Origin of the sequence: Paenibacillus rigui, assembly GCF_002234615.1 — a bacterium.
GTDB lineage: Bacteria > Bacillota > Bacilli > Paenibacillales > NBRC-103111 > Paenibacillus_S > Paenibacillus_S rigui.
The window spans coordinates 75,778-99,903 of sequence record NZ_NMQW01000023.1 but is presented as its reverse complement, the minus strand read 5'-3'; the positions used below and the strand labels follow the sequence as shown (position 1 = coordinate 99,903).

Below are 24,126 nucleotides of genomic sequence, written 5' to 3'. Positions count from 1 at the left end.
TGGTTAACAGTAAGAAGTTCGGACCGCTTCCGGAGTACAAATAAAAAGAATGCCTCCCTGGGCGAACCCCGGAAGGCGAAACTCAATCATTATCTATGGTTGCGTGTTATGGTTCAAGACAATTTTCCGATACCTCTTTGTGGAGATTTTCCGGCGTGACCTGGGCAAGCAGTTCATCCAGTTTGGCCGATTTCGGCTTGATTACAAGGTGACCCTCTTCCACATCGAGATCGGGAGGGGATAGGGGAGACAGAAAGAGAGCCAATTGTCTATGAGTATCTACGTGAACGTCAAATAGGCCCCACCTAGTAGTCAGAGGGGAGCCCAGGGTATGATGAATGAAGATTAAGAACTGCGGCAGGTATCCGGTAGTGATGAGGACCACGGCATGAACGGTTCAAGCGCATTCGGTTCCTTCAGATCCAAAAGTTGAGGTAATTGCTCGAACAGGTACACAAGGTAATGGAATGGATGTAGCCCATTCTCCTTTGCCGTCTCGATCAGGCTGTAGATCGCCGCGCTAGCCTTCGCACCTCAAATGTATTCGCATATAACGAGTTTTTTCGATTATGTTCTTGAGAGCTTAATGAATAGAGAATTATCCGAAGACAGTTAAAAAAAGTAGCTCCCTCTGAGAAAGGAAGCTGACTTTGGATAATTCCATTGGACTAAACCGCGGTGGATTAACGTGCTATGGGGAATCAATTCGGCACAGGCCCTCTTGAAAAGCGTGCGCGATAAACGATTGCGTTGAGTCGACAGAAAGCGAGAATAAAGGCACTTGGCAAGCATGGTCCGAGCAGACCTTCCCCCTAATTAAGAGGTCGAAAAAAGTGGCTCTTTAGCGGAAGTCCGAAAGGAGCTTCGGCGAGTGACGCAGTTTACAGCATCATCGAAAGTGCTGAGGCAAATGGACTTAATCCGTTTAAACACCTTCAATATATCTTTAGCCAATTGCCGGGGGTACAGTTCGGCCAGCAACCGGAATTTCTTGAAGATTACCTGCCCTGGAGTCCAGAAGCTCATGAAGCCTGCCAATAAAGCAAAGTTCAGTTTATGAGTTTTGCTCTTTTTTCTATCCACCGGGTTATTTGGCTTACAATGAATTGCACCACGGCATTAATTTCTTCGAGCAAATCTGAAATCCCTCGCGTTTCAGTGATCTCTCTTAAAAAAGAGACGAATTCGCCTTCTCCCGTCTCGTTAAATTCGGTAATAATATCTCCGATATCCTCGGCCAATAGAAAAAGTTCATCATCGTTACAGCCTTCAATAAATTCAACGGTTTGATTCGTGTCCATTCTAAGCTGGTTCCATATTTCGGCTGAATCCTCAATGGCATGAGGGGATTAAAATGTAAATCGTTCTTTTCGATGAAGCATCCACTTCATTTTCTCTGCGTCTAAAAGAAATGGCTGGTCAAACAGTGTATCATCAAATAATCAGGGGTTCAATGAATTTTTTGGCCTGAATGCTCCTAAATTTATCAAATTTTTCTCATCCAAATCGTCTTCAGGTCTATACAAAACGAGGGTAACAGCGTCGTATTCGCCTGAATAAAACGTGTTGGAACGAACATTAATTTCACCTGCAGAGGGATGCTGTATTTTAAAATGGTTATCATCCCGAAAACACTCGACGTCATGGAGTTCCCAAATCGTTTTGAAGTCTTCGTTCACTTCCAAAAGCTTCGCAATAATTTCACTGATGTAGGGATCTTCCATCCGCCGAGCAAAAGTGTAACGAAAAGTTGCGAGCAGCTTTCGGGCCGAGTCTTCCCAGTCCGCATAACGGCCTCGTACAACGGGGTCGTTGAACATTAACCAGATCAGATTTCTCGAACAGTTTTTCATCTTGTTAGACTGCAATCCAAATACTTCAATGGCTGTCTGATTCCAAACTAACAGATTCCACTGACCGTCAATGGCGTAGGCTGGCAGATGTATATATTGATCAACGATGCGTTGAAGCACAGGGGTGGATATTTGCAGATATGACACATCTGAAACCGATTCCAGAGGGATCTTGCGATCCGCTAGGACATAGAGATGAACTCTTTCATCACGACTTAACTTTAAAGTACGGGCCAAGCTTTCGATGACACTATCTGATACACGCACGTCTCTCCCTTGTTCAAGGGATGTGTACCAAGGCACTGAGATTCCGGACAAAACCGCCACTTCCTCCCGGCGAAGGCCCTTAGTTCTTCTATGAGAATTAGAATTGTTACTCAGTCCCACTTGTTCTGGTCTTGTTCTGTTGCGACGGTTTTTCAAAAATTCAGCAAGCTCCTTACGCCGCAGTTCGTCATTCATGAGTCGCATCCCTTTCCAACGATCTATGCTTAATAAATTGTACAAGAATCTTATAACGAATGCATTTGTATTTATCGGATTTCGTGTGAGTTAAGTTAAGGTAATAGTTTTTATAGTAGCATAAACACCGTACTAGTTGACCCTTAGTTCTAGCGGTATGATGTTCCTGCAATCGAATATAAATCCAACAAAAAAGGAGAATAGAGGCATGAATTTACATGAGCATGGAAATCGGATAAACGATTTCAACAAAATTGTTTTTGAACGTAGGGCGATTAAGAAATACGATACTTCTGTTAAGATTAACCGCGATGAAATGAAGGATATATTAACCAAGGCGACCAAGGCTCCCTCGTCCTATAATTTGCAGTCATGGCGTTTCCTAGTCATTGAAAGCGAAGAGGCTAAATCCAAATTGTTGCCTTTGGCCATATTCAATGGGCAACAATACAATGAACAACAGATAGTAACTTCATCTGCTGTAATTGCAATTTTTGGTGACCTAGAGCATGTTGCGAGTGCGCCAGAAATTTTCAATGCAGAAGTAGAACAGGGGTCAATGACTGAATCTGTGAAAGAATATATCCTTGAGGCTATCAATTTTCATTATAGCAATAGCCCGGATCATTTTCGTAAAGACGTGGCCTTAACCGATGGCGGACTGGTGGCTATGCAGTTAATGCTGGTTGCACGTTCTTACGGTTATGACACTTGTGCCATGGGTGGGTATGATAAGGAGAACATTGCTGAAACATTTGGATTGGACAAGGAACGTTACGTTTCGGTTATGCTGGTATCCATCGGTAAGGCAGATTCTGATGGCCGCCCTTCAACACGAAGGCCGATTGCCGATGTTGCAGAGTGGAAATAAACGTTGAATGATGTTTTTTAAGCCTTCGTCCCGGGGTCTCTCATAACATGAGTATCCTAGTTTAGCGTGACCAAATGTGTGACTCCGCCCTCAAATCATCATTATCCAGATATAGAAAAAGGCCTTCAAACACTCGGAAATCCTTGTGTTTAAACAACTTCATTAACTTAACCTTTTAACATCAATTATTCCGATGAGAGATAATCGTTTTCTAACGATTGTCTCTCTTTTCTCTTAGTATGCTTATAGTTCCTCAAGAGATCGTAGCAGTCAATCGCCCAAATTAGAAATAATGGTTCATCAGTATGCATCAAATCCGACACACATGGAACTAAGATGAAGCATATGAGATGATGGAACTACCGATTTTTCGAGAATATGAAGACATCGCAACTCAAGGAATGCCGAATACCCCCTACTTATCTAGAAGAGGCTTTGGATCGAGATTATTTCTTGAAATTGCGGCAGATGAGCGGCAGTGATGGCGACCATGGCGCCAGTTTCTGTAAGGCTTTATGATCCTTCACATCTTCAAGCGTAGCCGGGGCTGATTCGGACAAGGTGGAAGATGCGCGTTGTTTCGATTTGTAGAGCCAGTATTTCATTTGGTCAACAGTGCAGTCATGGACCGCACACCAGGCTTTCAGAGTTAGGCCGCTGGCACGATACTCGGCGACGCGCGCCGCCCACTGCTGCCGCAGCTGTTCTTTTGCTGTCATAAGGCAACCTCCTTGCAAATTCGGTTGCCTTCATTTTCTCATGAGGCGTGGGCTAGTTGAAGGTGGGGACAGCCTGCCACTTCCGCTTAAGGCAACCTCGTGTTATTACATGTTACGCTGTCATTCGGTTAGGTTGAAGGCCACCAGTTAGCTACAACAAGCTTTTTGAAAAGCGATAGCCTGTTATACTGTATCCCCTGTTTTCATAAAATCGGTGTGCTTCTTCACGCTCCTTTTTTATACCGCTGTTCAGCAGAAGGCTCTGCGCCCCTTGTTCTTTCGCCCACTGTTCCCCTCTGAACATAAGCTCCTTTCCCACCCCTTGCCCGCGAAATTCACTTTTTGTGATTAAAGTTGAAACCTGAGCACTGACGTTATCATTCAGATAGGAGAGTACGGTTCGCAGATGGATCATTCCAACAACTTCCCCATCCAGATCGGCAACGAACGTACAATGCGTGGGATCAAAGGCTATCCTTTCCATTCTTGCAGCCATATTTTCCAAAGAAGTCCGGTACCCTAATTCCGACATGATATGGGTCATTGCTTCCGCATCATTCATGCTCACTTTTCGAATTGTTAACAATTCGGTCAGCTCCTTCATTCTTTTTTACTAATGCCCGTATCCATGTGACGATTGGGACATGCGCGCTATAACGACAAATGCGATAAGAAGAAAACTCATGACGACAAGTGCATAGCCTATCCATCTCCTGCTGTCACCCTTGGACATTCTCAGGAAAACAACGCCTATTCCCAAAAATAAGGCGATGATGATTCCTACGGTATCGTTCAAACGAACCTTCCTTTCTTGAAACATTATTGAGCTTGGTCAGACCCCTTAACGTCCCATTCGTACTCAGCCAAAATACGTTCTCCTACCTTGAATACGACAGTCAGATGATTCATACCTGGATGAACAGGATGCTGCAAGGACACATCGTAAAGCCCGGTCCAATAATTTATATTGTACAGAAAATTTTTGGAGGCCTCCTCATAAATTGGCTTTGGAGAACTCTCCTGAGCATCCCGATCCAGCACAGAGATTCTTAGCGACTGAACGATGGCGTTCTGTTCCTTTGCATTTTCGTCATACAGAAAGCCCGATAATTTTAAGTAAGCGCCATTCACAGAGTTCGGCAGGTGGAGGTTTTCGATATCATACTGCCGTGTACTTAAAAGTATTTCGTGATTATCCTGTGAAACTGTTGTCGACGCCCCCAACAAGGTTCTAATATCCGTCAGTCCAAGTAATGGAGCGGTGTTACTGTTGATGATGGGCGGCTTAGTCAACGGTACAATCTGTACGCTTCGACCTTTCCAAAAGGTTCTTGCTCCTAGCTCTCCGGGTTTAAGCTGGAATGCATAACCCGACTCATTCTTTAACGTCCACCAGCCGTCCGGGTCGGGGCCGCTGATCGTAAAGTTATATATGCGGGCCAGGAAAGAGGTCTCAAAAAACGGCTCATCCCCCACCTCGTACCCTACGGTTTCGTTCCCAAAGCTGTACTTCCCCTGCTCTTTATAAAAAGCTCCCTGGTGCGATGTATGGCCCTTCAATTGCATATCGGACACCCTGTCATTTAATATAACTCGGTCCTCGTCCGCTTGAAGCTCAATCCAGCCTTTTCCGACAAAAGAATCTACTTGATACCAGCGAACCCCCTGCGGATCGGTCCAGGCTTTTAGAGGATGCACCGTTTGGGGACCCAACTGTCCGTAATTTAGGTAAAGCTGTGCGTTCGGATAGCGGTACACCATTGTCACTTGATTATGAAGGTCAATCCTTATCTTCTCCTCCTCAGCGTCCTCAGGCTCTGCATAAACGGGGTTGAACCAGCCTTCACCTTGATCTGTTTTGACGTGGTACCATTCTTCCTTATTGCCTGCGTACTGGTCATCGCTCAGTTTCTCAATGGCGTGCAGTTCCTCCGATGAAACAAGCTTTGGAGCATCCTCATAAGGAGTAGGATAGGTATACAGCGGACTGGATACATTCCGTTTGATCGTTATGTTCTCTGGAACTACTGGAGTACCGCTTAAAGGTGTCCATTTCAGGCCATCGGTTGTTTCTACTTGGGAAACACTCCCCAGCAAAGATCTGAATTGGCCCAGCTCATGGAGAAATTGATGGGTCTGCGTCCCATCCGTCGGAAAGGTCTGAAAATCTATATACGGAGTGCGGTTATAACCAACGTTTGAATAGTAACGAATTTGATTCGTGTCTTGGTACGCTCCAATCTGATCTAACCGTAAGTGAATCCACGGGTCCCCCATCCAGGTCGTATGAATCTGGATCCATCTTTTTGGATTATAATCATCACCCGTCCGGCGAAACCAATCCTTCTCAGCATCTACGACGGTCACATTCTGCGGAGATAAGACGGCCAAGGACCCGCTTTTCTCTGACGGGTTCTCGTAAAGTGCCGTTTCCACCATCAGGCTTAATGTCTTTGGTGGCGCCACTTCGATTTGATCAGGCAGCGTTTTAATCCACCGTTCGCCCATCACCGTACGGATTTTCCACCAGTTGCCTGAAGTTGCCCAGCCCGACTCGGCTTCCATAACTTCTACGGTTTGGGGTGACAAAACCCCCTCTGCTTTATTTAGCCCCGTGTTCGGAATCACATAGTAAGGAGTATCCCTCAGAAGGGTAACTCTTTGAGGAATACGTATGCCATCAGCAATTTCTGTGGGTGTATCCGCATATTCGTATGCTTTTCCGGGAGTTATCCCTACATGAAAGCAAATCACTGCCCCCACAAGGACAAGGGCTCCGGCCTTTTTCCACATGGTTTATCACTCCTATTTCTATTTCCTTATAGGCCGGTATCGACAATATTAGTTCACTCCCTTCAGATGATACCATAAAATGGATGAACACCTCGAACTTTCGTTACGAGGCTTAACAAAAATTCAGGCCTCCATTATTTTTTTAATTTCATGACAATTATTGTCACCATTAACCTTTACAATAAGTTTCAACAAGAGCAGCACAAAAGGAGAAGGGTGATGAAAATGAATAAAATGATCGTGTTATTTTTTCTTGTCATGTTCGTGATCGGTACGGATACGTTTCTGATTTCCCCGTTGCTTCCAACCTTGCAAAATGAGTTTGGCATTTCTACCGAAATTGCGGGATGGATGATAGGCGCCTATACTTTAGGCTCCGCGTTATTTGCGCTGATTGCCGGGCCGTTGTCGGATGGATGGGACCGCAAAAAGGTACTGCTCTGCGGCCTGACCAGCTTCGCCATTTCTACCTGCCTGTGCGGCTTCGCCGTCGATTTCTGGACCATGTGCTTATTCCGGCTCCTCGCAGGAATCAGTGCGGCGTTCACAGCTCCGCAAGTGTGGGCCTCGATTCCGGCCTTGTTTCCCCCGGCCAAAATCAGCAAAGCGCTTGGCGTTGCCTATGCGGGGCTTGCTGCCTCCCAAGCGCTGGGCGTCCCGATTGGAAGCTTGCTGGCCGCAGGCAGCTGGTCTCTCCCCTTCTGGACCATCGGGGGATTTTCACTGCTATTGGCCATCTTCGCCGCTTTCGCGGTTCCGGCCATGCCACCAAAGCTGCAGCAGGGAGCTCCAACTTCGATACTGCAGAGATACGTTCCTTTGGTGACTAGCGGCAAAGCGAGAGGCACCTTCCTCGCCTACTTTTTTGTCCATCTGGGAAGCAGCGCGGCTTTCGCATTTCTCGGAAAATGGATGACGGACCGATTCCATCTCCCGATCGATGAGACAGGATATGTCATCCTATTTTTAGGACTCGGCAACTTGCTCGGCAGCCTATGCAGCCCTTACGTGCTCAAGTGGTTGAAACCAGCCCAAACCATGGCGGCGGGAATGCTTCTTCTTATTGCTTCTTATCTGGTACTGCCCTACGTATCGTCGGTTTTTGTAGTGAAGGGGGCTTACTTCTTTATTTTCACGCTGCTTGGCATATTGTTCCCGCTGATGGTAGGGCTATTGAACAGTTTAAATCCGACGATCCGCGGCACGATTTCGAGTCTTGCTACCTCCACGATGAACGCGGCGACGACGCTTGGTGCCTGGTTTGCCGGCATGCTCTATGCGGTATGGAACGGGTACGCGTCTGTTAGTATGTTTACGGCGGTTTGCCTGGCATGCTCTCTGCTCATATTTCTTGCAAGCGGGGTGCTTACGGCCCAAACGGAAAAAGCTGAATCCAAAGCCGGCGGTTGAAGATAAATTGCTCTCGACACCCTTTGAGGAGGTGCTGTTGCCGTTACGCCGAGCTGGCTAGCAACATGTTGCAGTGGAACGAATTCGAGAGAGGGATCCATATCGCAGCGAGAGATGGATTTAATATCCGAGCGTTCTTCTGTAAATTTCAGTACGGAAAGCGGATCGTTTAACAAGAGCAAAGGCAGGGTACCCATCGGAGGGTACTCTGCCTTCGCTCTTGTTAATCAGATATTGAGAAATTCCCATGCTTCCCTCTGCTCAAGCAAAAACCGCTTGAATGCTTCTGCCGTGCGCGGAGGCGCGGCGTCCCTGCGCAGCCTCTCCGGCACAGCCTGCCACAGGTCCAGCAGCAGCGGCAGCTCCAGGCCCAGAGAGACAATCGTCTCCTCCTGTGCGAACACCTCCGCCGGCGTCCCTTCCATTACGCAGGTGCCGCGGTCCATGACCAGAACCCAATCCGCCCACGCATAGGCCAAATTCATGTCGTGAGTAGCCATGACCACGGTCATGCCCTGGGCATGAATGCGATCCAGCTCCGCAAGCAGCTGCTGCTCGGACGCCCGATCCAGATAGGCGGTAGGCTCATCCAGCAGCAGCAGCTCCGGCGCCAGCACCAGCACCCCTGCCAGAGCAACCCGCTTCTTCTGACCCAGACTCAAATGGTGAATCGGCTTGTCCGCCAGAGAGGTCAGCTGCATCGAAGCGAGAATGTGGGCCGTGCGGAGGCTTATATCCGACTCGGGCACCCCCGCGTTGCGAAGCCCGTAAGACACATCCTCGTAGGGCGTGCTTAGAATAAGCTGCTGCTCGGGATCCTGAAAAACAAGCCCGACCTGCCGCCGCAGCGTACGCAAGTCGTCTTGACGGTAAGAGAAGGGTTCCCCCTTCCACAGCATCCCGCCTGCTGCAGGACGGTGAATGCCGATGGCGTGAAGAAAAAAGGTCGACTTGCCCGACCCGTTATGGCCGCAAAGGGCAATTTTTTTACCGGAAGGAATACGCAGATTCAAGCCCCGAAGCGCCTGTGCGTCCGTCGCCGGATAGCTGTAGTTGATGTCCCGAGCCTCCAAGATGAAACTCAATCATGCTCCCCCCATCGAAGCCACACTTCTATTAGTAAGAGTAACGCAATGGAAACCGTACTCTCCCATTTGTACCGGGTCGGCATCGGCTTGCCTTCATAAGGAGCCATCCGGATTTCCTCCGTAAATCCCCGTGCAACAAGCCCGTGCGACAAATCTTTATACCTCTGCATGGTTTTGCCGAACAGCCGAACGATCAGCATCGCCGTATCCTGCAGCCCGCCACGGAAGCCTGACTGACCGCCGCGTGCTTTTTGAGCGGTATACATCGATTGCGCCGTATCCGTAAGCAGAAACAGAAAGCGGTACATAATCTGCATCAGCTCCAGCACCAGGGCCGGCATGCGCAGCTTCTTCATCACCTGGAACAGCTCGGACATCGGTGTGGTCAGCATCACGAAGGTCATGCACGACAGGCAGCCGATAATGCGGGTGAACAGCATGAACGCCTGCTCCATCCCCGACCCTGAAATATAGACCGTATGTGCGGCCCAGGTGAATAACGTCATCGTCGGATAGTAAGCTGACGCACCGGACTCACCGGCAGATACCGGCAGGCTGCCTGCGGGCTGCACCTCAAGAAGGAGAGGCGGGAGGCTCGCGGCGTAAAACAAACACGGGGCTCCGATCAGGAGTACGTAATATTTGAGAGGAATACCGGCATACCGGACCGTCCATAGCAGCATAAGGAATCCGACCAGCAGCTGAAGGACAGGATGGGAAACGTAGGAGAACAGAAAAAGAACGGCTGCGAACCCGCACTTCCACAAGGAAGAAACGGAGCGCAGCTTATTTCGATAAGATAAGGAATCAATAAGTTTAATCATTGCGTGTTGGTGTTCGTATAGGTTTTGGATTCGGATGGCGATTTGGATGATTTGCCTTTAAACCAGCCGATCGTAAAGCCGATGACTCCCGCTCCGATAGCCGCCTGAAGCGCGAACAGCATGCTTTCTGTTTCTGCCGGGGGCTCCAGCAGCGGGGCGAACCAAGGCTTGTAGTTCGGGTGCAGCTCCGAAATGGCCTGCTCCGCCGCTCCATCCGCTCCGCTGAAGTCACCGTTTACCAGCAGCAGCGGCAGCACAGCCAATAAAATAACACCGGCCAGCATCAGCATATTTTTGCTTCGGGTGGTCATGATTGCTTCGCTCCTCTCATTTTGCGCTGCAGGATAGACAATTCCTCGGTGCTGTAGGATTGCATCCAGTTCCAGATCAGCACGGTAAGCAAGCCTTCACTGATCGCGAGCGGCACTTGCGTAATAGCGAAGATGCCGCCGAACTTAAGAAACGATGCCGCAATGCCGCCGTTCTGTGCCGGAAAGGCCAGCGCCAGCTGGAGGGAAGTGACTACATAGGTAGACAAGTCCGCCAAGGCCGCTGCCGTAAAGATGGACAGCTTTTGCTTCCCGGTCGACTGCATCATCCCACGGTACACATAGTAACCGATCATCGGACCGGCCACCGCCATGGAAAAAGCGTTCGCTCCAAGCGTAGTCAGCCCGCCATGGGCAAGCAGCAGCGCTTGAAACATGAGCACGATCGAGCCGAGCACGCTCATCGGCAAAGGTCCGAACATCACCGCGCCCAGCCCCGTTCCCGTTGGGTGGGAGCTGCTTCCCGTCACCGACGGGATTTTCAAGGCGGATAAGACGAACGTGAAAGCACCGGCCAGGCCCAGCATCATTTTCAACTCGGGCGTTTCCTTCGTTATTCGCTGCAGCGCCCTGAGGCCCATGAGGAAGAACGGCACAAAGACAACCCACCAAAAGATCGCCCAGCCCATCGGAAGAAACCCTTCCATAATGTGCATGGCGTAAGCGGATTGCGGTTCATTGACCAAAAAGTACAATACAAATCCCGTGATCAGCAGCAGGGTGCTCCACGTTTTTTTCCCAGGCATATCCAATTGCCTCCTCCAATGTCAATTCCGTACCTTTGGTGCAGCAAAAAAAGCCAACCCTGATGGATTGGCTGTGCGTACGTTTAAATAGACGACAATCATTCATTGCCGTTACAGTTCCGTACACCTCTCCTCTCCGCGAAGGTTTTGTGGTGATTCCAAACGAGGTAGGTCTCCTGGCTCTCGGATCGATGCGCTCTTCCGTCTTCCCCGATCATGCATGCTGACCGAGTGACGTGATTGGAAGAGAACTCCCCGAATACAGTGGCGGGACCGCTCGGGAGTTGCACCCGATTCCCTGTTACCCCTTGCTCTCGCAAAGGCACCTTGTTTGTTTGCGTATGTAGTTGCACCGCACCTTCTGGCAGCTTATCAGCCGCTACTTAGATGCTATTCGGTATTGTACAGCCTTATGCCAGCAATGTAAAGACTCATCCCTTGGAATCGTGCGTGTGCGTGTGTCCATGGGAAGGGTCGTGCGTATGGCCCTTGCCGTCTTCATCGAGATAGGTTACGGATAGCTCTGCGTACAAGACTCCTTTTTGCACCTGAATTTGCTGCTTCAGCTCTCTGAGCTTCGATAAATTGCCCCGGACAACAATGATTTCCAGACACTGCTCGTGATTCAGGTGAACGTGCATCGTTGAGATCACATGGTGATGATACTGGTGCTGAAGCTCCATCAAGGTCAGCGGAAGCTCGCTTACATGATGGTCATAGACCATGACAATGGTACCGGCCACGAGCTGCTCGGAGTTCAATTGTCTGGGCTCCAGCAGCACTCTGCGGACAAGGTCCCGAATCGCCTCGGAACGGTTCGTGTACCCTTGCTCGGATATATATTGATCGAATTGATTCACCAGGTCCTCGGGCATTGAAACGCCGAACCGGGTTAATACGTCTTTTTCCATAACCCATCACCTCAAACAAAGTACAAGCTTCCTCCATTGTAGCACATTTCCACAACGGCATAGAACCCGGTTTCCCTTCCTGCCGGTCTGAAACGGCACTTCGGAAAATTTTGCATAAACAAACCGGGAATAGGTCATATTAAAGCTTAAAATAAGGATAAACAGGTGCATTATGGAGCCTTTGGAGTACATTACCACGCATCTTAAGGGACGAAGCGATCTCGTCGTTCAAATGCTCGAATCCGGAGGAACACAATGGCACATTGTGTATTTTTACGGTGCCGTCAACATGGATATGCTTCAGATGCATGTGTTCCGTCCTCTGTGCGAGGTGCCCTTGGAATCAACCGGCAGCCAGGTTCAGGAAAGCCTGTACCGGCTTCATTCTTTTTTTACAACGCCTTACCAGATGACGATGAATCCGGATAAGGCCATTCAGCATTTGCTGCTGGGGGAAGTCATATTGCTCTCGGACTACAGCCGGCGAATTGTCATGTTCCCTTTCAGCCAAGCGGCCAAGCGTCCTGTCGATACGGCCAAGAACGAGCGGAATATCCGGGGCCCCAAGGAAGCGTTCGTCGAGGATTTGGAAACGAACCTGTCCTTAATCCGCCAACGCATCAAGTCGCCCCTGCTGAAGGTGGAGTCCTTTACGTTAGGAGAACATACCCAGACCGGTGTGCTAATGCTTTACATGGAGGGGATATGCGAATCGCCGCTTACCGACAGCATCCGACAGCGCCTATCCAACCTGAAGCCGCAGCAGGTGCTCGGCAGCAGCTTTATTGAGGAATGTCTGGACGACCACCATTACTCTCCGTTTCCGCAAATGATCAACACGGAGAGACCGGACGTGGCCGTGTCTTCCCTGCTGGAAGGCCGGGTGCTCATTTTGACGGAAGGAACGCCGAATCATGTGATTGCCCCGGTCAGCTTCTACTCGCTGATGCAATCGGCGGAGGATTATTACCAGCGGCCGTTTTTTTCCACGTGGATTCGATGGGTCCGGTATTTGTTTTATTTGGTCACCTTGGTGCTTCCCTCCGCCTACGTGGCGATTACAACGTTTCATCCCGAGATGATTCCAATGAACCTGCTCATCACCATTGCCTCAAGCCGGGATATCGTGCCGTTTCCTGCCGTACTGGAAGCCTTTATGATGGAGCTGACGTTCGAGGTTTTGAGGGAGGCGGGGCAAAGAATTCCTTCCGCTCTCGGGCAAACCATTTCGATCGTAGGGGCGCTTGTCGTCGGGGAGGCGGCCGTCCAAGCCGGGATCGTATCCGCACCGATGGTCATTATTGTGGCGCTTACGGGGATTTCTTCGTTCATCATCCCCCATTTCGCTCTTAGCTTGGCCGTCCGGTTTTTACGGTTCACCCTGTTGTTCATGGCGTCCGTGTTCGGGCTGTTCGGGGTGCTGCTCGGCGTCATTCTGGTGTATATCCATATGCTGTCCTTGAATCCTTTCGGGAAGCCGTATCTCACACCGCTCATTCCTCTAAAGCCTTCCCTGCTCGGGGATGTGCTGGCACGGATTCCTTGGCCCAAGGTGAGACCAGGTAATAAAACCTAGAAACCGGCAGGCGACAGCAAAGATCCGGCATAAAAGCGGAAGGCGGTGGAAAATCGATGCTTTTCCCGTTCTTGAAGCCCATGTTGCGCTGCATTTGCGTTCTACTTGCTGTCTTGCCGCTCGCGGGCTGCTGGTCCAAAGAAGAGTTTAACGACCGCGCCTTCGTCACCCTCATGCTAGTAGACCGGACTCCCTCGGGGCTGACCGAGCTGTCTATCGGATTCTTCCTTCCGAACCGGCTGGCTCCCGGTCAAGGGCAGCCGATGAGTAAAGAAAAGCCATTTGCCCTGGTCAACCGGACGGGCAGAGATTTGGCAGAGGCTTACCAGCACGTTCAAAAGGAAGTCCCCCGCAAGGTGACATGGGGGGCGCTGAGGGTCATTATCGTCAGCGGCGCCTACGCGGAGCATGGCCTTCAGCCGCTGCTTGATTTTATACTGCGTATTTCGGATATCCGGCTGAAAGCATTTCTTTACCAAATTAATGGAAAAGCGCAAAAGGTCGGAGGGATCACCCCGATCTTCGAACGGTTCCCTTCCGAGATCATTCGGGAGTTTTCCCATATGGAGCTGCTTCCCTGCACAACCATTAAAGACGTGCTGTATGCCCACTACAATTACGGAGATTCGTTTATTCCTCAATTAAGCCTGACCGACAAGAAAATGAACAGCGAGAATCAGAAGGTGGGGAGCTGGCTTGGCACCAAGGGAGCCGTCCTGATAAGAAACGGCAAACAGACCGCTGAATTTACCCGGGAGCAAACCCGAGGCATCCAATGGATGACGGAGAAAGTGAAGAACATGATCCTCACGTTTGCGTCACCAACCGACGGCAAGCCCATCAGCATCCGCATCGCCAATCTGAAACAAACCCTCACCATAGAACAGGCGGACGACCGCATCGACGTGCATATCGGGATTCAATCGGCCGGAGATTTAATTTCAACCGAATCCAGCGCGAATTTATCCGATCTGACCGTTCTTACGCAGATCCAGCAAGCAGCAGCCGATCAAATCAAAACGGAAACGATGGACGTACTGAAGCAAACGATCGCTCATCATGCGGACCTTTTTCATATCGGCAATCAGATTCTTTGGAAATATCCCGAGCTATGGAAACGCATCAAGGATCATTGGAGGGACTACTATGCGGAACATACGGATTTCCATGCGGAGGTCGAGTTGAGGCTTCAACGGTTCGGCGGGATTAAGCAGCCTGTACTTGAAGGGGACCAAGGGTAATGGTGGTGCTCATTATGATGGCTTTTAGTTTCATGTATGCGTACCAGATTCATCTGTACCGGCGCTATCAAGCTGGTAAAAAGGTGCGTTGGGGAACCTCCATCCTGTTCCTCCTCTCCTGTGTGTACTGCGTACTCGGCTACTATAGCGCTTCATGGACCAACCCGAATCCGGCTATTGTCAGCCTGTTCAAGCCGATTCAGGATTGGATCCTGATCAACCGATAACCAAAAAAAGAGGGGTGAGCGGATGGGAAAAATAACGAGCCTGCAGTTTTGGTCGGTCTATTTCGTCTTCATCTTCGCCACAACGATTGCTTTCTTAATAGGAAGCCTGGGCCAAAATGCCCAATACGACGGCTGGATCGTTATTTTGTCCGGCGCTGTAACAGGTACCGGTCTTGTCTCTCTGTTTATTGCATTCGCCCGTAAAAGACCGGGGGACTATTTGGGCGAATACGGCCGGGAAATTATCGGGAAATATCCGCATTTGCTCATCATGCTGCTGTTTTCTTTGTTCAATCTGCATTTGAGCGCCTACATCATCAGGGAATTTCTCGATTTCTTCTCCCAAACCTATTTGCGCGATACACCGCAGTGGGCGATCTGCCTCCTGTTTACCTTTGCCTTGTTCTGCCTTATACAGAGCGGCTGCTCCAACCTGTTCCGCTTTGCTCAGGGCTGCTTTATCTTCGTCGGGCTGCTCTTTCTGGTGAAGCCGTTATTTTTTCTGGAGTCGCTCGATATCGAGATGCTGAAGGCGTTTATAACTCCTCATGAGGCCGGAATCATTTGGGATGAGACGTACCTTATCACTCCGTGGTATGGGGAAATGATCATCATTATTTTTATCCTGCCTGAGCTGGAGAAGCCGATGAAATCGATTAAAATGCTATGGCTGGCGTCGGCTGCCGGGACTTACATCCTCCTCAGTGAATATATGATTATGATCGGCTTCTTCGGTCCGGAGCTGTCAGGTGTGCTGACGTACCCTGCTCTGGAACTAGCCCGATTTATTAGCTTGGGTGATTTTTTGCAAAATTTGGACCCGTTTATCGTATCGGTATGGATCTTGGCGCTGTTCGTTAAGCTATCGGTCATATTTTATACCGGCGTGCTTACCTTCTCTCAGGCCTTTGCGATTGGCAATTACAAGCTCGTTTCGCTGCCTCTGACAGCCGCGGTCGTAGGGCTCTCTATGGTCATGGCCCATAATCCTTCCGAGCTGACCGCTTTCTTCGACCAATCCTGGGCGGCGTTTGCCTGGATCGTCGAATGCTCTCCTGCCGTGTATGTGATCGTCGATTATGTCAAAAGCCGTCACGCCAAACGGGCAGCCCCCGTCCCGGGCTCATAGGCATCCGGTGAATAAGAACAGGAAAGCAGCTAAAACCAGGCATGATTCGCTCACGGCTGACATACATTGATTGCAGTTGTTTGCAAATGTCCGCTAAGGAGGATGCCTCATGCCCATGCCGTTGAATCCGTCCATCCCTGTCTATGAGGAGCATTTGTTTTGGATCGAAATATTGGGTGACCACGCCCATTTTCTTTATGATAACCTGTCGCCATCCGAAACGCAGTGGGTCCGTCAAGCGGACCATTATATACATGCCTTCAATCAGGCAAGAAGGGACCTGGAGCAGCTGTCTCCTTCAGCCGCAGCCCCATCCGAGCCCATGAAGCGGTTCAGCCAAGCGGTGTATCCCATAGCACTCGGATACTTCAAGCTTGAGGGAGCCGTTCAAAGCCGCCGCCTGCTTAACCAGATCAATGTGAACCTGTCACCTTCTTACTTCAACGGCACTTTGATCGAAAATCAGGAATATTTGCGCCAGCTGGGCTCCTATGTTCGCGGGGAAACTGCCCCCGAGCTTCCCTTGGTCGGTCTGCTCGATTTATGGCTGGAGGACCAGCTCGGGCATGCCGTGCTCCTGCGCAACATCCTCGACCCCGTGGAAGCCGGGTTATCGGAGAAGGCCGTCGAATATTCCCGTGCCTTCGAAGCGCACATGATCAAGAACCGGGCGATCCAAGGGTATCTCCGCTTCATTGAGCCCGGCTTCCCGGCACAGCAGCAGTTCGCGGGAGAGGTATTCGAGACGGTACGGAGCTTCTACCGGTTCGTCCAGATCATTATTGTCCGGTACCGGCATTCGGAGGTGCTCACCCGCACGACGCTCCGTTTTCTGGAGCACCATTTACCGGAAACGTGCTACTTTCTACGCAAGCTGGCTCTGTTCAAGCCGGATCTGGTATGGGAGGGCAGCTGCCCTCTGACGAAGCCCTCGTTTCCGCTGAACGTCGGCTAGGCCGATCCCCAGAATCAACGGCTTCGTCGTCCTTCAAGACGGCCTGCGTTTGTCAAGGCCGACCGCACCGCCAAAGGCTCACGTCTAGCGGCCATTCTAGGCCGGCTCTCTTCATGTACCCCCGCCCGCGACTTCCCGCGCTCTCTCTGCCTCTTGTCCGGCAGAAGCCGAGGGCTCCAGGATATAAGCAACGCCTCCGTCTTCATTGCGCACATCGATACGGGCCTGATGATAGGCCATTATCTGCTGCACGATAGCCAAGCCTAAGCCGTACTGGCCTTTCTCCCCGGTCTGAAACGGCTCGAACAATTTTTCCTGCAACGACGCTTCTACAGGCGGTCCGTCATTCCAGATTCGGACGGCTTGCTTCGCTGTGTCCCCCTGCATTACCGCTGTAACGGCAATGCGTCCGCGGGCATAACGCATCTGATTGTCGAGAATATTCTCGAAGGCTACGCTCCACTGCTTCGGTTCCCCCAGGATCTCCCAACGCTCCGGCAGTTCAACCGTCCAGACCAGCTCCGGCCTCTGATACCGCAGCCGCTCCACACAGTCCTGCAGCACTTCGGAAAGATCGAACGTCTCGAAAGGCTTGTTCCGCGTGGACAGGTAGCTCAGCTTGTTAAGATAGAGCAAATCCCGGATTCGCTTCTCCAGCCGTTCGGCTTCATGCATGATCGTTTCTAGGCTCGCCTGCAGCGTCTTTTTGGGGAATACCCCATCCAGTATCGATTGGGCATAGCTGCGGATCACCATCACCGGCGTTTTGAGCTCATGAGAAATGTTTTGCAAAAAGTACTGCTGTGCCTTATCCTGCCGCACCAGCCGTTTGCGCATGCCTTCAAAGGCAAGACCGAGCCGCCCCATTTCATCCTTGCGGTCAAGGTTGAAGGGCTCATGCCAGTCCCGTTCTGCAATGCGGCCCGCCTGCTTTTCCATCTGGATGAGCGGTCGTGACAAGTACCTTGCGAACCATAGGCAGGGAGCCCAGCTCACGACAAAGAGCAATACCATGAGCAGCATCAGCCTCCAGAACATCGTCAGCACAAGGTCGTTCCGGTACTTGCCCCACGCATAGGACACGACATAGCCGCTCTTGCCCTCCGTCGCGTCTTTGCGGATGACGTAGAACATCGTCTTGTTCCCGATATCAAGGGAATACTTCTGGACGGACGCCTGCTGCCTGCCTGCTTCCGCTTCAATCGCCAGAGCAAAAGGCTGCGGCAGCGCTGCCATGATTTCCTGCCTCGTCTCCAGCGTATTTCCATCCTTGTTCAGAATGACAATATGATTGACGCCAGGCCCATCCGGAGGCAGAGTCTTCATCGGGGACAGGCTTATTGTCTGCGAAGACTGCAGCAGATTGACCGAGCCTGCCAGCTCGAACGGCACCGGCATAGTCTCATCGCTGACCCGGATCACCTTTTGGACAGGCAAAGCAGGTACAGCCGGTGCCGCCTGCGTGGAGGTCACGACACCTTCGCCGCTTGCCGTCACTTGAATCGACTCCATCGCCGTCACCGAATTTTGCGAGTCGAGAATAATATCGTACAGCTGCTCCGTGAAAAATCCTTTCAACGTCCATGGAAGCAGCATGGCCAGCATCATAAAGATGCATAGCGTGATGGCGGCGAAAACGCCCCAAATCTTAAGAGCAATCGGCCAATGCTTGATCATCGTCAGCTCACCAGCCTGTACCCGAAGCCGTACACCGTTTCCAGTCGGAGCTCCGGCATTTTTTTGCGCAGCCGCCTCACCAAATCATCGACGACCCGGTCCGTTCCGAAGTAATCTTCCCCCCAGACCCGCTGAAGCACCTGCTCCCGCTCCATCAGCTGCCCCGGATGCCTGGCAAAATAAAGCAGCAGCTCGAACTCCTTGCTTGTCAGGTCCAGCGGCACGTCCAGGGCATCCCTCACCATTCTGCTCTGCTCATCCACCGTATAAGGCGCGACCGTGATCAGCCTCTTCTCCAGCGACCTTGCATCTTCCGCGGGCCGGCCGTATACCCGCTCCAGCAGCTTCCGCGTGCGAATGACCAGCTCTCTCGGCAAAAAGGGCTTCGCCAAGTAGTCATCGCTTCCCAGCTCCAATCCTACGACCCTGTCAATATCCGCATCCCTGGCCGAAATAAATATTACCGGGAGCCCTGCTTCCTGCGCTTTGATTTCCCGGATCAGCTGATAGCCGTCCACCCCCGGCAGCATAATATCGAGTATCCACAGGTGAGGAGGAGGTTTGACGGCTGCGCGCGCCTCCGTACCGTCCGTAAATGAGCTCACGTTCCAGCCCTCCTGCTCCAAATACGAAGTGAGCACCTGGTTCAAATTAGGCTCGTCCTCAACTAAATACACATCGTACACAGCTCGTCCTCTCTCTCATTTAAGATACAGCTTAACCTTTCGCAGCTGCGGAAAAAGGACGCAACGCAGCGTCACGTCCACTCTATCCATTTTACTTGTTCTCCTGGTTTTCCTTCAAACCCTGCTCGTCCGCTTGAGCCTCGGCGGCTTTGCTCAGTTCAGCCGTTTGTTGTTTATACTGCTCCAGCAGCTGCGGCAGCAGCGTTTTCAATGCAGCGGCATCCTCCGCCTCGACCGCTTTGGTGAACTCCAGGTTCAATTTGACTTCTGCAGGAAAAGCCGTCACATCCTCCAGGACCATATCAGGCTCGACGGCTTTAGCATCCTTGGAGATAAAGATCCGTTTCATCCGCAGGGTCCCGTCAGGCATTGGATCCGTTGTCCCCTCAGCTTCACCAACCGACTCCGCATCCGTCTTCTCGGGAAGTACGGAAGTCAGTGTATCCGGCTTGCTGGAGATGAACAGCTGCTGTTTCTCATCGGCCGGCTGCCCCTGCTCTTGTGATGCGGTTGTTGTGATGAGGATAGGCTTGGCCAGCTTCTGTTCAACCGATTTGCGCTCCTCCAGCGCAGCTGCCCATTCCTTCCCGGTTTCCGGTGCATAAGCCTTCACCAGAAGCTTGATATATTGCTGCTCATGCACAGGACCTCCAAGCATGCCGAAAGCATGGGAAATCCAAACTTTGCCTGCTTGCTTCCCTTCTATCGCTTTCACCGCTGCGACGCTTTTCGTCTCTGCTGCAGCTTGCTGCCCATCCGCCGTTTGAGCGGAGGCCGCTCCTCCCGAACCCAATGCCAAGGCTAGCATAAGGGCTGCCATCGCTGTATTTTTCCAATTTTTCACCATACGTATCGCGCTCCTTCAATTGTTTGTTGTTGCCGGGGCTTATCCCCTGCATGTATAAACTAACAAAACAATTCGGGAGCAATATCACAACATTATGGGAAATTGCGGACAGCACAAGGATAAACGGCTTCGCCATCTTTCCAGATGGCATGCGTTTGTTAAGGTAGACGAAAGCTGTGAAACTTGTACTTTCCTACAGTAAAAAAACCGCCTGGACTAAAGGTCCGGACGGTCCATCTTGAGGTATCTCTGCGTATGCGCTTGGAATATCGTTCTGGTAACACTCCGCTTGCGATCTACCGGGCTTCAGGCTGTGACACTGCTTCCCGCTTGAATAGCGGGAACATCACCAGAACCCCGATAATAAACAGCACGGCGGCAGCCTCATACATGGCAACGATATGGAACAGACTTTTCAGCCAGCCTGCAATACTCATCGTGACGACCATCGCTCCCATAAACAACGGATTCAATATGCCGTTCACGCGCCCTACGAACGATTCCTCGGTCGTTTGCAGGATCATCGTATTAATCCCGATCTGTATGGCCGGGAGCACCAGCCCGCCGATAAATTGCGCGGCCAGCGTCAGCCAGAGAGACGTGGACAGGCCGGTGACGACCATGCTCACCGCGCTGACGAGCATTCCGACCGCCAGCAAGGTTTGCGGGGCAAATTTTTTGGCAAGGCCCATCGTGACCCCACCGCCCACAATCATAGCGACGCCATTGGCTGTCATCAGCCATTGAACATTTTCCTTCGGCAGTCCCAGCCGTTCTGTCACCAGGAACACGGCCAGCGGCTGGATTAGCCCGAGAGCAAACCCTGCGGCCAGAAAACAGCCGCCAAGTGTTGTCAGAGCTTTACTGGATCGCACATAGTTGAAGCCTGCAGCCATCTCTTCACGCAATGTCGTAGCCGGCTTATCCTCTTCGGTCTTCCGGTCGGGCGGCAGGAACAGCAGTACACCGGCAGACAGCAGGAACGCCACGCCCATGATGCCGATAGCGACCTGGATGCCATAAGTTTGGTAAACGAACGTCCCCAGAATCGGGCCCAGCACCATGAACAAAGCGAACATCGTCTGGTATATGGACATGCCCGCCTGCATCAGCTCACCCGGCACGTGAATTTTGAACAAGCGCATCCCCGAGGGCTGAGAAAACTGCGATAAAATAGCTGATACCAGCGTGGCGAAAAAAACCGCCTTCCAGGTCGCGAACATTAAGGCAAGCATCACGGCAAATACCGATACGGCGCTCAGCACATCACACCAGACCATCGTCCGCTTTGGCTGCCAACGGTCCGCAAAGGTGCCTCCAATAAATGAAAATATAAAGATTGGCGCAAACTCGGCCACCGAGATCATGGATACCGCGAAAGCATCGCCATTCGTTTGATCCATGACAAACAAAAGCACGGCGAAATTACGTACCCATATCCCTATCTGCAAAAATAACCCGGACAACAAAATCGACTGGACGAACCGGTTGCGAAACAGACCGGAAATTCCATTTGAAGCTGTAGTCATACTTTAAACCCAACCTTTCTTTCGTAAAACGGACGCTTATATCATAAGACGTACCTCATCTTAATAATGTTGCCAAAAGATCCATTTCACAAAAGAATGTTTTGTTATAATAAAAGAGTACTTGGCATTCAGGCAATCTCCAAGACAGGAGAGAGGCTTACTTCGTTAAATGCACAGGCACGCCCGCCGAAGCGGAGCGCAGCGCTGCCACAGCAACCGCCTGCGTCTTCACCGCATCCTCGTACGAGGACAAGATGCCGGAGGTATCTCCTGAGCGAACCGCGGTCAGGAACGCTTCATGCTCACGGACATACGGGTTCGTCACGTTTTTGTACTCGGCAGCCACCGCGCTTCCCAACTCCTTCAGACTCTCATTGCCAAGCTCCAGCGTCCCTTGATCCGTGTACAGGTGCAGGCCGATTTTACCTTGACTGTGCGACGGCAAAATGCAAGTGTTCGAGATGGTAGCTACCGCTCCGCTGACCAGCTTGAGGGTAACCGTCCCCACATCCGGGGTATCCACTCCCTCATGCACCTCGTGCATCACACGGTTGGCATAAGCGGCATACACCTCTTCCACTTCCCCCATCGTATACCGCAGCAGATCGACGATATGGGACGTTTGCTCAATGAATTGGCCGCCAGAGCCTGCCTGCTTGCGCCACCAGGAAACCAGGGGCATGCCCCCCATCCAATAGCCAAGGCCCATACCGATCTTCCGGTCCTGCAGCAGCTTTAGCGCTCTTTGGGTCGAATCCATATACCGGAAATGATAGCCGACCGATGTGATTAACGGCTTGGCCTTCAACTCCTTCAGCACCTTCAACGGCAGCTCCATATCGGTGCCTACCGGTTTTTCAACCAGGAAAGGAATGCCTCTCTCGATCAACGCTTCCTCTACTTCTCCATGGGCCATGGGAGGCACACAAATATAAACCGCATCCAAGGCGGTGTCATCCAGCATGTGCTGGACGTTGTCAAAGCCCTTGGCCCCATGCCATTCGGATGCAGCCCGCTCGGCTTTGTCCAGGCTCGTCGCGCAAAAGGCGCGAACCTGAACTCCCTCCATCTTCGCTAACAAATTGCAGTGAAACCGGGTAAAGCCCCCCGTACCGACAAAACCGACCTTCAATGTCATAGCAACCAGCTCTCCCTTGGTTAATCGAATCGACTAGACTATTTGGATTCTACGTACAACCGGGTACTTGCAGTCCACACCTCGCCAGGCGCCAGCAGCCGGAACCCTGTAACCGCCTCCGGCAGCTCCACATTCGGTGCATTGTTCGTCCATGTCTGGGGCTCCGGACAGATGAAGCCGCTCTGACCGTCATCATTCCAGATCGTCCAATGTCCATAAGCAGGATCGGCCTCGTACACCAAGCTGATGCCTCGAGAGGTATCGGTGAGCACGGCACCGTAAAAACGCCGGCCTAGATGCTCCATCGGCTCTCCTGTAAAATGCTTCGCATATGGCGCACCTGTCGGCCTGATGCCTTCATGCCGCAGCGCCTGATCCGCTTCCTCCAGCGGGTGCAGCGTTCCATCGGAGACGAAGGACGGAGTAAGCCCCCACGCCTGGCCTACCGAGACGGTTAAGCGGTAATCCTCTTCCCTGCCTTCCGGGTGAAAAGGAACCCGGAGCGCCGTATGAAACCCGACGCCAAGCGGCATCGGTTCCCCGCTGTGATTCGTAATGCGTACTTGTTGATGCAAGCCTTCCTCTGATAGAGTATAGGTCAGCTCATAGGTGAATTCGTGCGGGAAGTAGGCAAACATCTCGCCATCCTGCCCCATGTGCATAACAAGCACCGCTTGTGCAGCCCCGTTCTCCAGCACGCCGGAGGCTTGAACCTTCCAGGGCCTTTTATGCAAAATGCCGTGCATGAAATCTTTGCCGTCGGAGCTATTGAGCGGAAGCTCATAGGTGCGGTATGGCGTGGAAAACTTCCCTTCCATGATCCGGTTAGGCGGAAATAATGCCGGAATGCCGTAGCGCTGCGCGGATTTTCGCAGCACCTCCCCGCTCGGGGCTGTGCGGAGCAGGCTTAAGCCGTCGCCGGGTTTGCTGAGTTCGGCTACATGGCTGCCTACCCCGGGCACAATGACAGCGCGGTAGCCTCCTGAGACCAGCTCCAAAGCCGGCTCGTCGTGAAATGAAATCGGTGTAACGGCTGATTCGCTCATAGGTCCATCGATCCTCCTGAATGGTTAGTTGATTCCATTATTATCCGATAAAAGAGGCCAAGAAGCAAA

At 51.5% G+C, this 24,126-nt stretch carries 22 protein-coding genes, 3 pseudogenes and 1 riboswitch; of the genes and pseudogenes, 8 read left to right on the top strand and 17 right to left on the bottom strand.

Annotated elements, in window-relative coordinates:
- Positions 1–345: 345 nt before the first annotated feature.
- Positions 346–566: pseudogene (locus tag CF651_RS16240) on the bottom strand (transposase domain-containing protein); the annotation flags it as partial.
- A gap of 256 nt (positions 567–822) precedes the next feature.
- Between CF651_RS16240 and CF651_RS16235 the strand changes: the two are divergent.
- A pseudogene (locus CF651_RS16235) lies at positions 823–1,041 on the top strand (transposase domain-containing protein); the annotation flags it as partial.
- A gap of 8 nt (positions 1,042–1,049) precedes the next feature.
- Here CF651_RS16235 and CF651_RS16230 read toward each other — a convergent pair.
- Together CF651_RS16230 and CF651_RS16225 are read right to left on the bottom strand one after the other, a co-directional pair.
- Complete coding sequence (locus CF651_RS16230) at positions 1,050–1,301, bottom strand: hypothetical protein (protein ID WP_094015914.1); 252 nt, start codon at positions 1,299–1,301, stop codon at positions 1,050–1,052.
- A 141-nt stretch (positions 1,302–1,442) separates the two neighbouring features.
- Positions 1,443–2,315, bottom strand: coding sequence for a helix-turn-helix transcriptional regulator (locus CF651_RS16225; protein ID WP_179232840.1), 873 nt, complete (start codon positions 2,313–2,315; stop codon positions 1,443–1,445).
- A 208-nt stretch (positions 2,316–2,523) separates the two neighbouring features.
- On the opposite strand from CF651_RS16225, the gene CF651_RS16220 reads away from it, so the two are divergent.
- Complete coding sequence (locus tag CF651_RS16220) at positions 2,524–3,186, top strand: nitroreductase family protein (RefSeq protein WP_094015912.1); 663 nt, start codon at positions 2,524–2,526, stop codon at positions 3,184–3,186.
- Between the two features lie 446 nt (positions 3,187–3,632).
- On the opposite strand, the gene tnpA is transcribed toward CF651_RS16220, so the two are convergent.
- From tnpA to CF651_RS16200, 3 genes are all read right to left on the bottom strand, one after another.
- The gene (gene tnpA, locus CF651_RS16215; RefSeq protein ID WP_094015911.1) at positions 3,633–3,905 is read right to left on the bottom strand and encodes an IS66 family insertion sequence element accessory protein TnpA; all 273 of its coding nucleotides are present in this window, start codon (positions 3,903–3,905) and stop codon (positions 3,633–3,635) included.
- 151 nt (positions 3,906–4,056) lie between these two features.
- On the bottom strand, positions 4,057–4,491 hold the full coding sequence (locus tag CF651_RS16210) for a GNAT family N-acetyltransferase (RefSeq protein WP_179232839.1): 435 nt from the start codon (positions 4,489–4,491) through the stop codon (positions 4,057–4,059).
- A 233-nt stretch (positions 4,492–4,724) separates the two neighbouring features.
- A complete protein-coding gene (locus CF651_RS16200) occupies positions 4,725–6,698 on the bottom strand; it encodes an SH3 domain-containing protein (RefSeq protein ID WP_094015908.1) in 1,974 nt (657 codons plus the stop codon).
- Between the two features lie 141 nt (positions 6,699–6,839).
- Between CF651_RS16200 and CF651_RS16195 the strand changes: the two are divergent.
- A pseudogene (locus CF651_RS16195) lies at positions 6,840–8,108 on the top strand (MFS transporter); the annotation flags it as partial.
- A gap of 227 nt (positions 8,109–8,335) precedes the next feature.
- On the opposite strand, the gene CF651_RS16190 reads toward CF651_RS16195, so the two are convergent.
- From CF651_RS16190 to nikR, 5 genes are all read right to left on the bottom strand, one after another.
- Positions 8,336–9,193 carry an energy-coupling factor ABC transporter ATP-binding protein gene (locus CF651_RS16190; RefSeq protein WP_094015907.1) on the bottom strand — a complete coding sequence of 286 codons (858 nt, stop codon included), beginning with the start codon at positions 9,191–9,193 and terminating at the stop codon, positions 8,336–8,338.
- Positions 9,190–10,020, bottom strand: coding sequence for a cobalt ECF transporter T component CbiQ (gene cbiQ, locus CF651_RS16185; protein ID WP_094015906.1), 831 nt, complete (start codon positions 10,018–10,020; stop codon positions 9,190–9,192). The genes CF651_RS16190 and cbiQ overlap by 4 nt, the downstream gene beginning before the upstream one ends.
- Positions 10,017–10,331, bottom strand: coding sequence for an energy-coupling factor ABC transporter substrate-binding protein (locus CF651_RS16180; RefSeq protein ID WP_094015905.1), 315 nt, complete (start codon positions 10,329–10,331; stop codon positions 10,017–10,019). Before CF651_RS16180 ends, cbiQ begins: the two co-directional genes overlap by 4 nt.
- Positions 10,328–11,095 (bottom strand): energy-coupling factor ABC transporter permease, encoded by a 768-nt coding sequence (locus CF651_RS16175; RefSeq protein WP_094015904.1) that lies wholly within the window; start codon positions 11,093–11,095, stop codon positions 10,328–10,330. Before CF651_RS16175 ends, CF651_RS16180 begins: the two co-directional genes overlap by 4 nt.
- A gap of 149 nt (positions 11,096–11,244) precedes the next feature.
- A riboswitch (cobalamin riboswitch) is annotated at positions 11,245–11,440 on the bottom strand.
- A gap of 86 nt (positions 11,441–11,526) precedes the next feature.
- Positions 11,527–12,006, bottom strand: coding sequence for a nickel-responsive transcriptional regulator NikR (gene nikR, locus CF651_RS16170; protein ID WP_094015903.1), 480 nt, complete (start codon positions 12,004–12,006; stop codon positions 11,527–11,529).
- 172 nt (positions 12,007–12,178) lie between these two features.
- Here nikR and CF651_RS16165 point away from each other — a divergent pair, with 172 nt between their 5' ends.
- The 5 genes from CF651_RS16165 to CF651_RS16145 all read left to right on the top strand — a co-directional run bounded on the left by CF651_RS16165 (position 12,179) and on the right by CF651_RS16145 (position 17,134).
- The gene (locus tag CF651_RS16165; protein ID WP_094015902.1) at positions 12,179–13,582 is read left to right on the top strand and encodes a spore germination protein; all 1,404 of its coding nucleotides are present in this window, start codon (positions 12,179–12,181) and stop codon (positions 13,580–13,582) included.
- Between the two features lie 56 nt (positions 13,583–13,638).
- Complete coding sequence (locus CF651_RS16160; RefSeq protein WP_094015901.1) at positions 13,639–14,823, top strand: Ger(x)C family spore germination protein; 1,185 nt, start codon at positions 13,639–13,641, stop codon at positions 14,821–14,823.
- Positions 14,824–14,837: 14 nt separating this feature from the next.
- Positions 14,838–15,050 carry a hypothetical protein gene (locus CF651_RS16155; protein ID WP_144029060.1) on the top strand — a complete coding sequence of 71 codons (213 nt, stop codon included), beginning with the start codon at positions 14,838–14,840 and terminating at the stop codon, positions 15,048–15,050.
- Positions 15,051–15,072: 22 nt separating this feature from the next.
- A complete protein-coding gene (locus tag CF651_RS16150; protein ID WP_094015899.1) occupies positions 15,073–16,179 on the top strand; it encodes a GerAB/ArcD/ProY family transporter in 1,107 nt (368 codons plus the stop codon).
- A gap of 109 nt (positions 16,180–16,288) precedes the next feature.
- Positions 16,289–17,134 (top strand): DUF2935 domain-containing protein, encoded by an 846-nt coding sequence (locus CF651_RS16145; protein WP_245855956.1) that lies wholly within the window; start codon positions 16,289–16,291, stop codon positions 17,132–17,134.
- Between the two features lie 111 nt (positions 17,135–17,245).
- Here CF651_RS16145 and CF651_RS16140 read toward each other — a convergent pair whose 3' ends face one another.
- The 6 genes from CF651_RS16140 to CF651_RS16115 form a co-directional block, all read right to left on the bottom strand.
- Positions 17,246–18,811, bottom strand: a complete 1,566-nt coding sequence (locus CF651_RS16140; protein WP_094015898.1) for a HAMP domain-containing sensor histidine kinase — start codon at positions 18,809–18,811, stop codon at positions 17,246–17,248.
- A 2-nt stretch (positions 18,812–18,813) separates the two neighbouring features.
- Complete coding sequence (locus CF651_RS16135) at positions 18,814–19,497, bottom strand: response regulator transcription factor (RefSeq protein ID WP_094015897.1); 684 nt, start codon at positions 19,495–19,497, stop codon at positions 18,814–18,816.
- Positions 19,498–19,588: 91 nt separating this feature from the next.
- Positions 19,589–20,344: a hypothetical protein gene (locus CF651_RS16130; RefSeq protein ID WP_094015896.1), complete on the bottom strand. Its 756-nt coding sequence runs from the start codon at positions 20,342–20,344 to the stop codon at positions 19,589–19,591.
- 296 nt (positions 20,345–20,640) lie between these two features.
- A complete protein-coding gene (locus tag CF651_RS16125; RefSeq protein ID WP_094015895.1) occupies positions 20,641–21,873 on the bottom strand; it encodes an MFS transporter in 1,233 nt (410 codons plus the stop codon).
- A gap of 157 nt (positions 21,874–22,030) precedes the next feature.
- The gene (locus CF651_RS16120; RefSeq protein WP_094015894.1) at positions 22,031–23,011 is read right to left on the bottom strand and encodes a Gfo/Idh/MocA family protein; all 981 of its coding nucleotides are present in this window, start codon (positions 23,009–23,011) and stop codon (positions 22,031–22,033) included.
- A gap of 38 nt (positions 23,012–23,049) precedes the next feature.
- Positions 23,050–24,057, bottom strand: a complete 1,008-nt coding sequence (locus CF651_RS16115; protein ID WP_094015893.1) for an aldose 1-epimerase — start codon at positions 24,055–24,057, stop codon at positions 23,050–23,052.
- Positions 24,058–24,126 lie beyond the last annotated feature (69 nt).

What these genes read in the sequence shown, in the direction of transcription:
- cbiQ (WP_094015906.1), bottom strand. Translation starts at nt 10,020, where the DNA reads ATGATTAAACTTATTGATTCCTTATCTTATCGAAATAAGCTGCGCTCC.
- CF651_RS16145 (WP_245855956.1), top strand. Translation starts at nt 16,289, where the DNA reads ATGCCCATGCCGTTGAATCCGTCCATCCCTGTCTATGAGGAGCATTTG.
- nikR (WP_094015903.1), bottom strand. Translation starts at nt 12,006, where the DNA reads ATGGAAAAAGACGTATTAACCCGGTTCGGCGTTTCAATGCCCGAGGAC.
- CF651_RS16180 (WP_094015905.1), bottom strand. Translation starts at nt 10,331, where the DNA reads ATGACCACCCGAAGCAAAAATATGCTGATGCTGGCCGGTGTTATTTTA.
- CF651_RS16130 (WP_094015896.1), bottom strand. Translation starts at nt 20,344, where the DNA reads ATGGTGAAAAATTGGAAAAATACAGCGATGGCAGCCCTTATGCTAGCC.
- CF651_RS16120 (WP_094015894.1), bottom strand. Translation starts at nt 23,011, where the DNA reads ATGACATTGAAGGTCGGTTTTGTCGGTACGGGGGGCTTTACCCGGTTT.
- CF651_RS16230 (WP_094015914.1), bottom strand. Translation starts at nt 1,301, where the DNA reads ATGGACACGAATCAAACCGTTGAATTTATTGAAGGCTGTAACGATGAT.
- CF651_RS16150 (WP_094015899.1), top strand. Translation starts at nt 15,073, where the DNA reads ATGGGAAAAATAACGAGCCTGCAGTTTTGGTCGGTCTATTTCGTCTTC.
- CF651_RS16160 (WP_094015901.1), top strand. Translation starts at nt 13,639, where the DNA reads ATGCTTTTCCCGTTCTTGAAGCCCATGTTGCGCTGCATTTGCGTTCTA.
- CF651_RS16200 (WP_094015908.1), bottom strand. Translation starts at nt 6,698, where the DNA reads ATGTGGAAAAAGGCCGGAGCCCTTGTCCTTGTGGGGGCAGTGATTTGC.
- CF651_RS16175 (WP_094015904.1), bottom strand. Translation starts at nt 11,095, where the DNA reads ATGCCTGGGAAAAAAACGTGGAGCACCCTGCTGCTGATCACGGGATTT.
- CF651_RS16115 (WP_094015893.1), bottom strand. Translation starts at nt 24,057, where the DNA reads ATGAGCGAATCAGCCGTTACACCGATTTCATTTCACGACGAGCCGGCT.
- CF651_RS16165 (WP_094015902.1), top strand. Translation starts at nt 12,179, where the DNA reads ATGGAGCCTTTGGAGTACATTACCACGCATCTTAAGGGACGAAGCGAT.
- CF651_RS16155 (WP_144029060.1), top strand. Translation starts at nt 14,838, where the DNA reads ATGATGGCTTTTAGTTTCATGTATGCGTACCAGATTCATCTGTACCGG.
- CF651_RS16220 (WP_094015912.1), top strand. Translation starts at nt 2,524, where the DNA reads ATGAATTTACATGAGCATGGAAATCGGATAAACGATTTCAACAAAATT.
- tnpA (WP_094015911.1), bottom strand. Translation starts at nt 3,905, where the DNA reads ATGACAGCAAAAGAACAGCTGCGGCAGCAGTGGGCGGCGCGCGTCGCC.
- CF651_RS16125 (WP_094015895.1), bottom strand. Translation starts at nt 21,873, where the DNA reads ATGACTACAGCTTCAAATGGAATTTCCGGTCTGTTTCGCAACCGGTTC.
- CF651_RS16225 (WP_179232840.1), bottom strand. Translation starts at nt 2,315, where the DNA reads ATGAATGACGAACTGCGGCGTAAGGAGCTTGCTGAATTTTTGAAAAAC.
- CF651_RS16140 (WP_094015898.1), bottom strand. Translation starts at nt 18,811, where the DNA reads ATGATCAAGCATTGGCCGATTGCTCTTAAGATTTGGGGCGTTTTCGCC.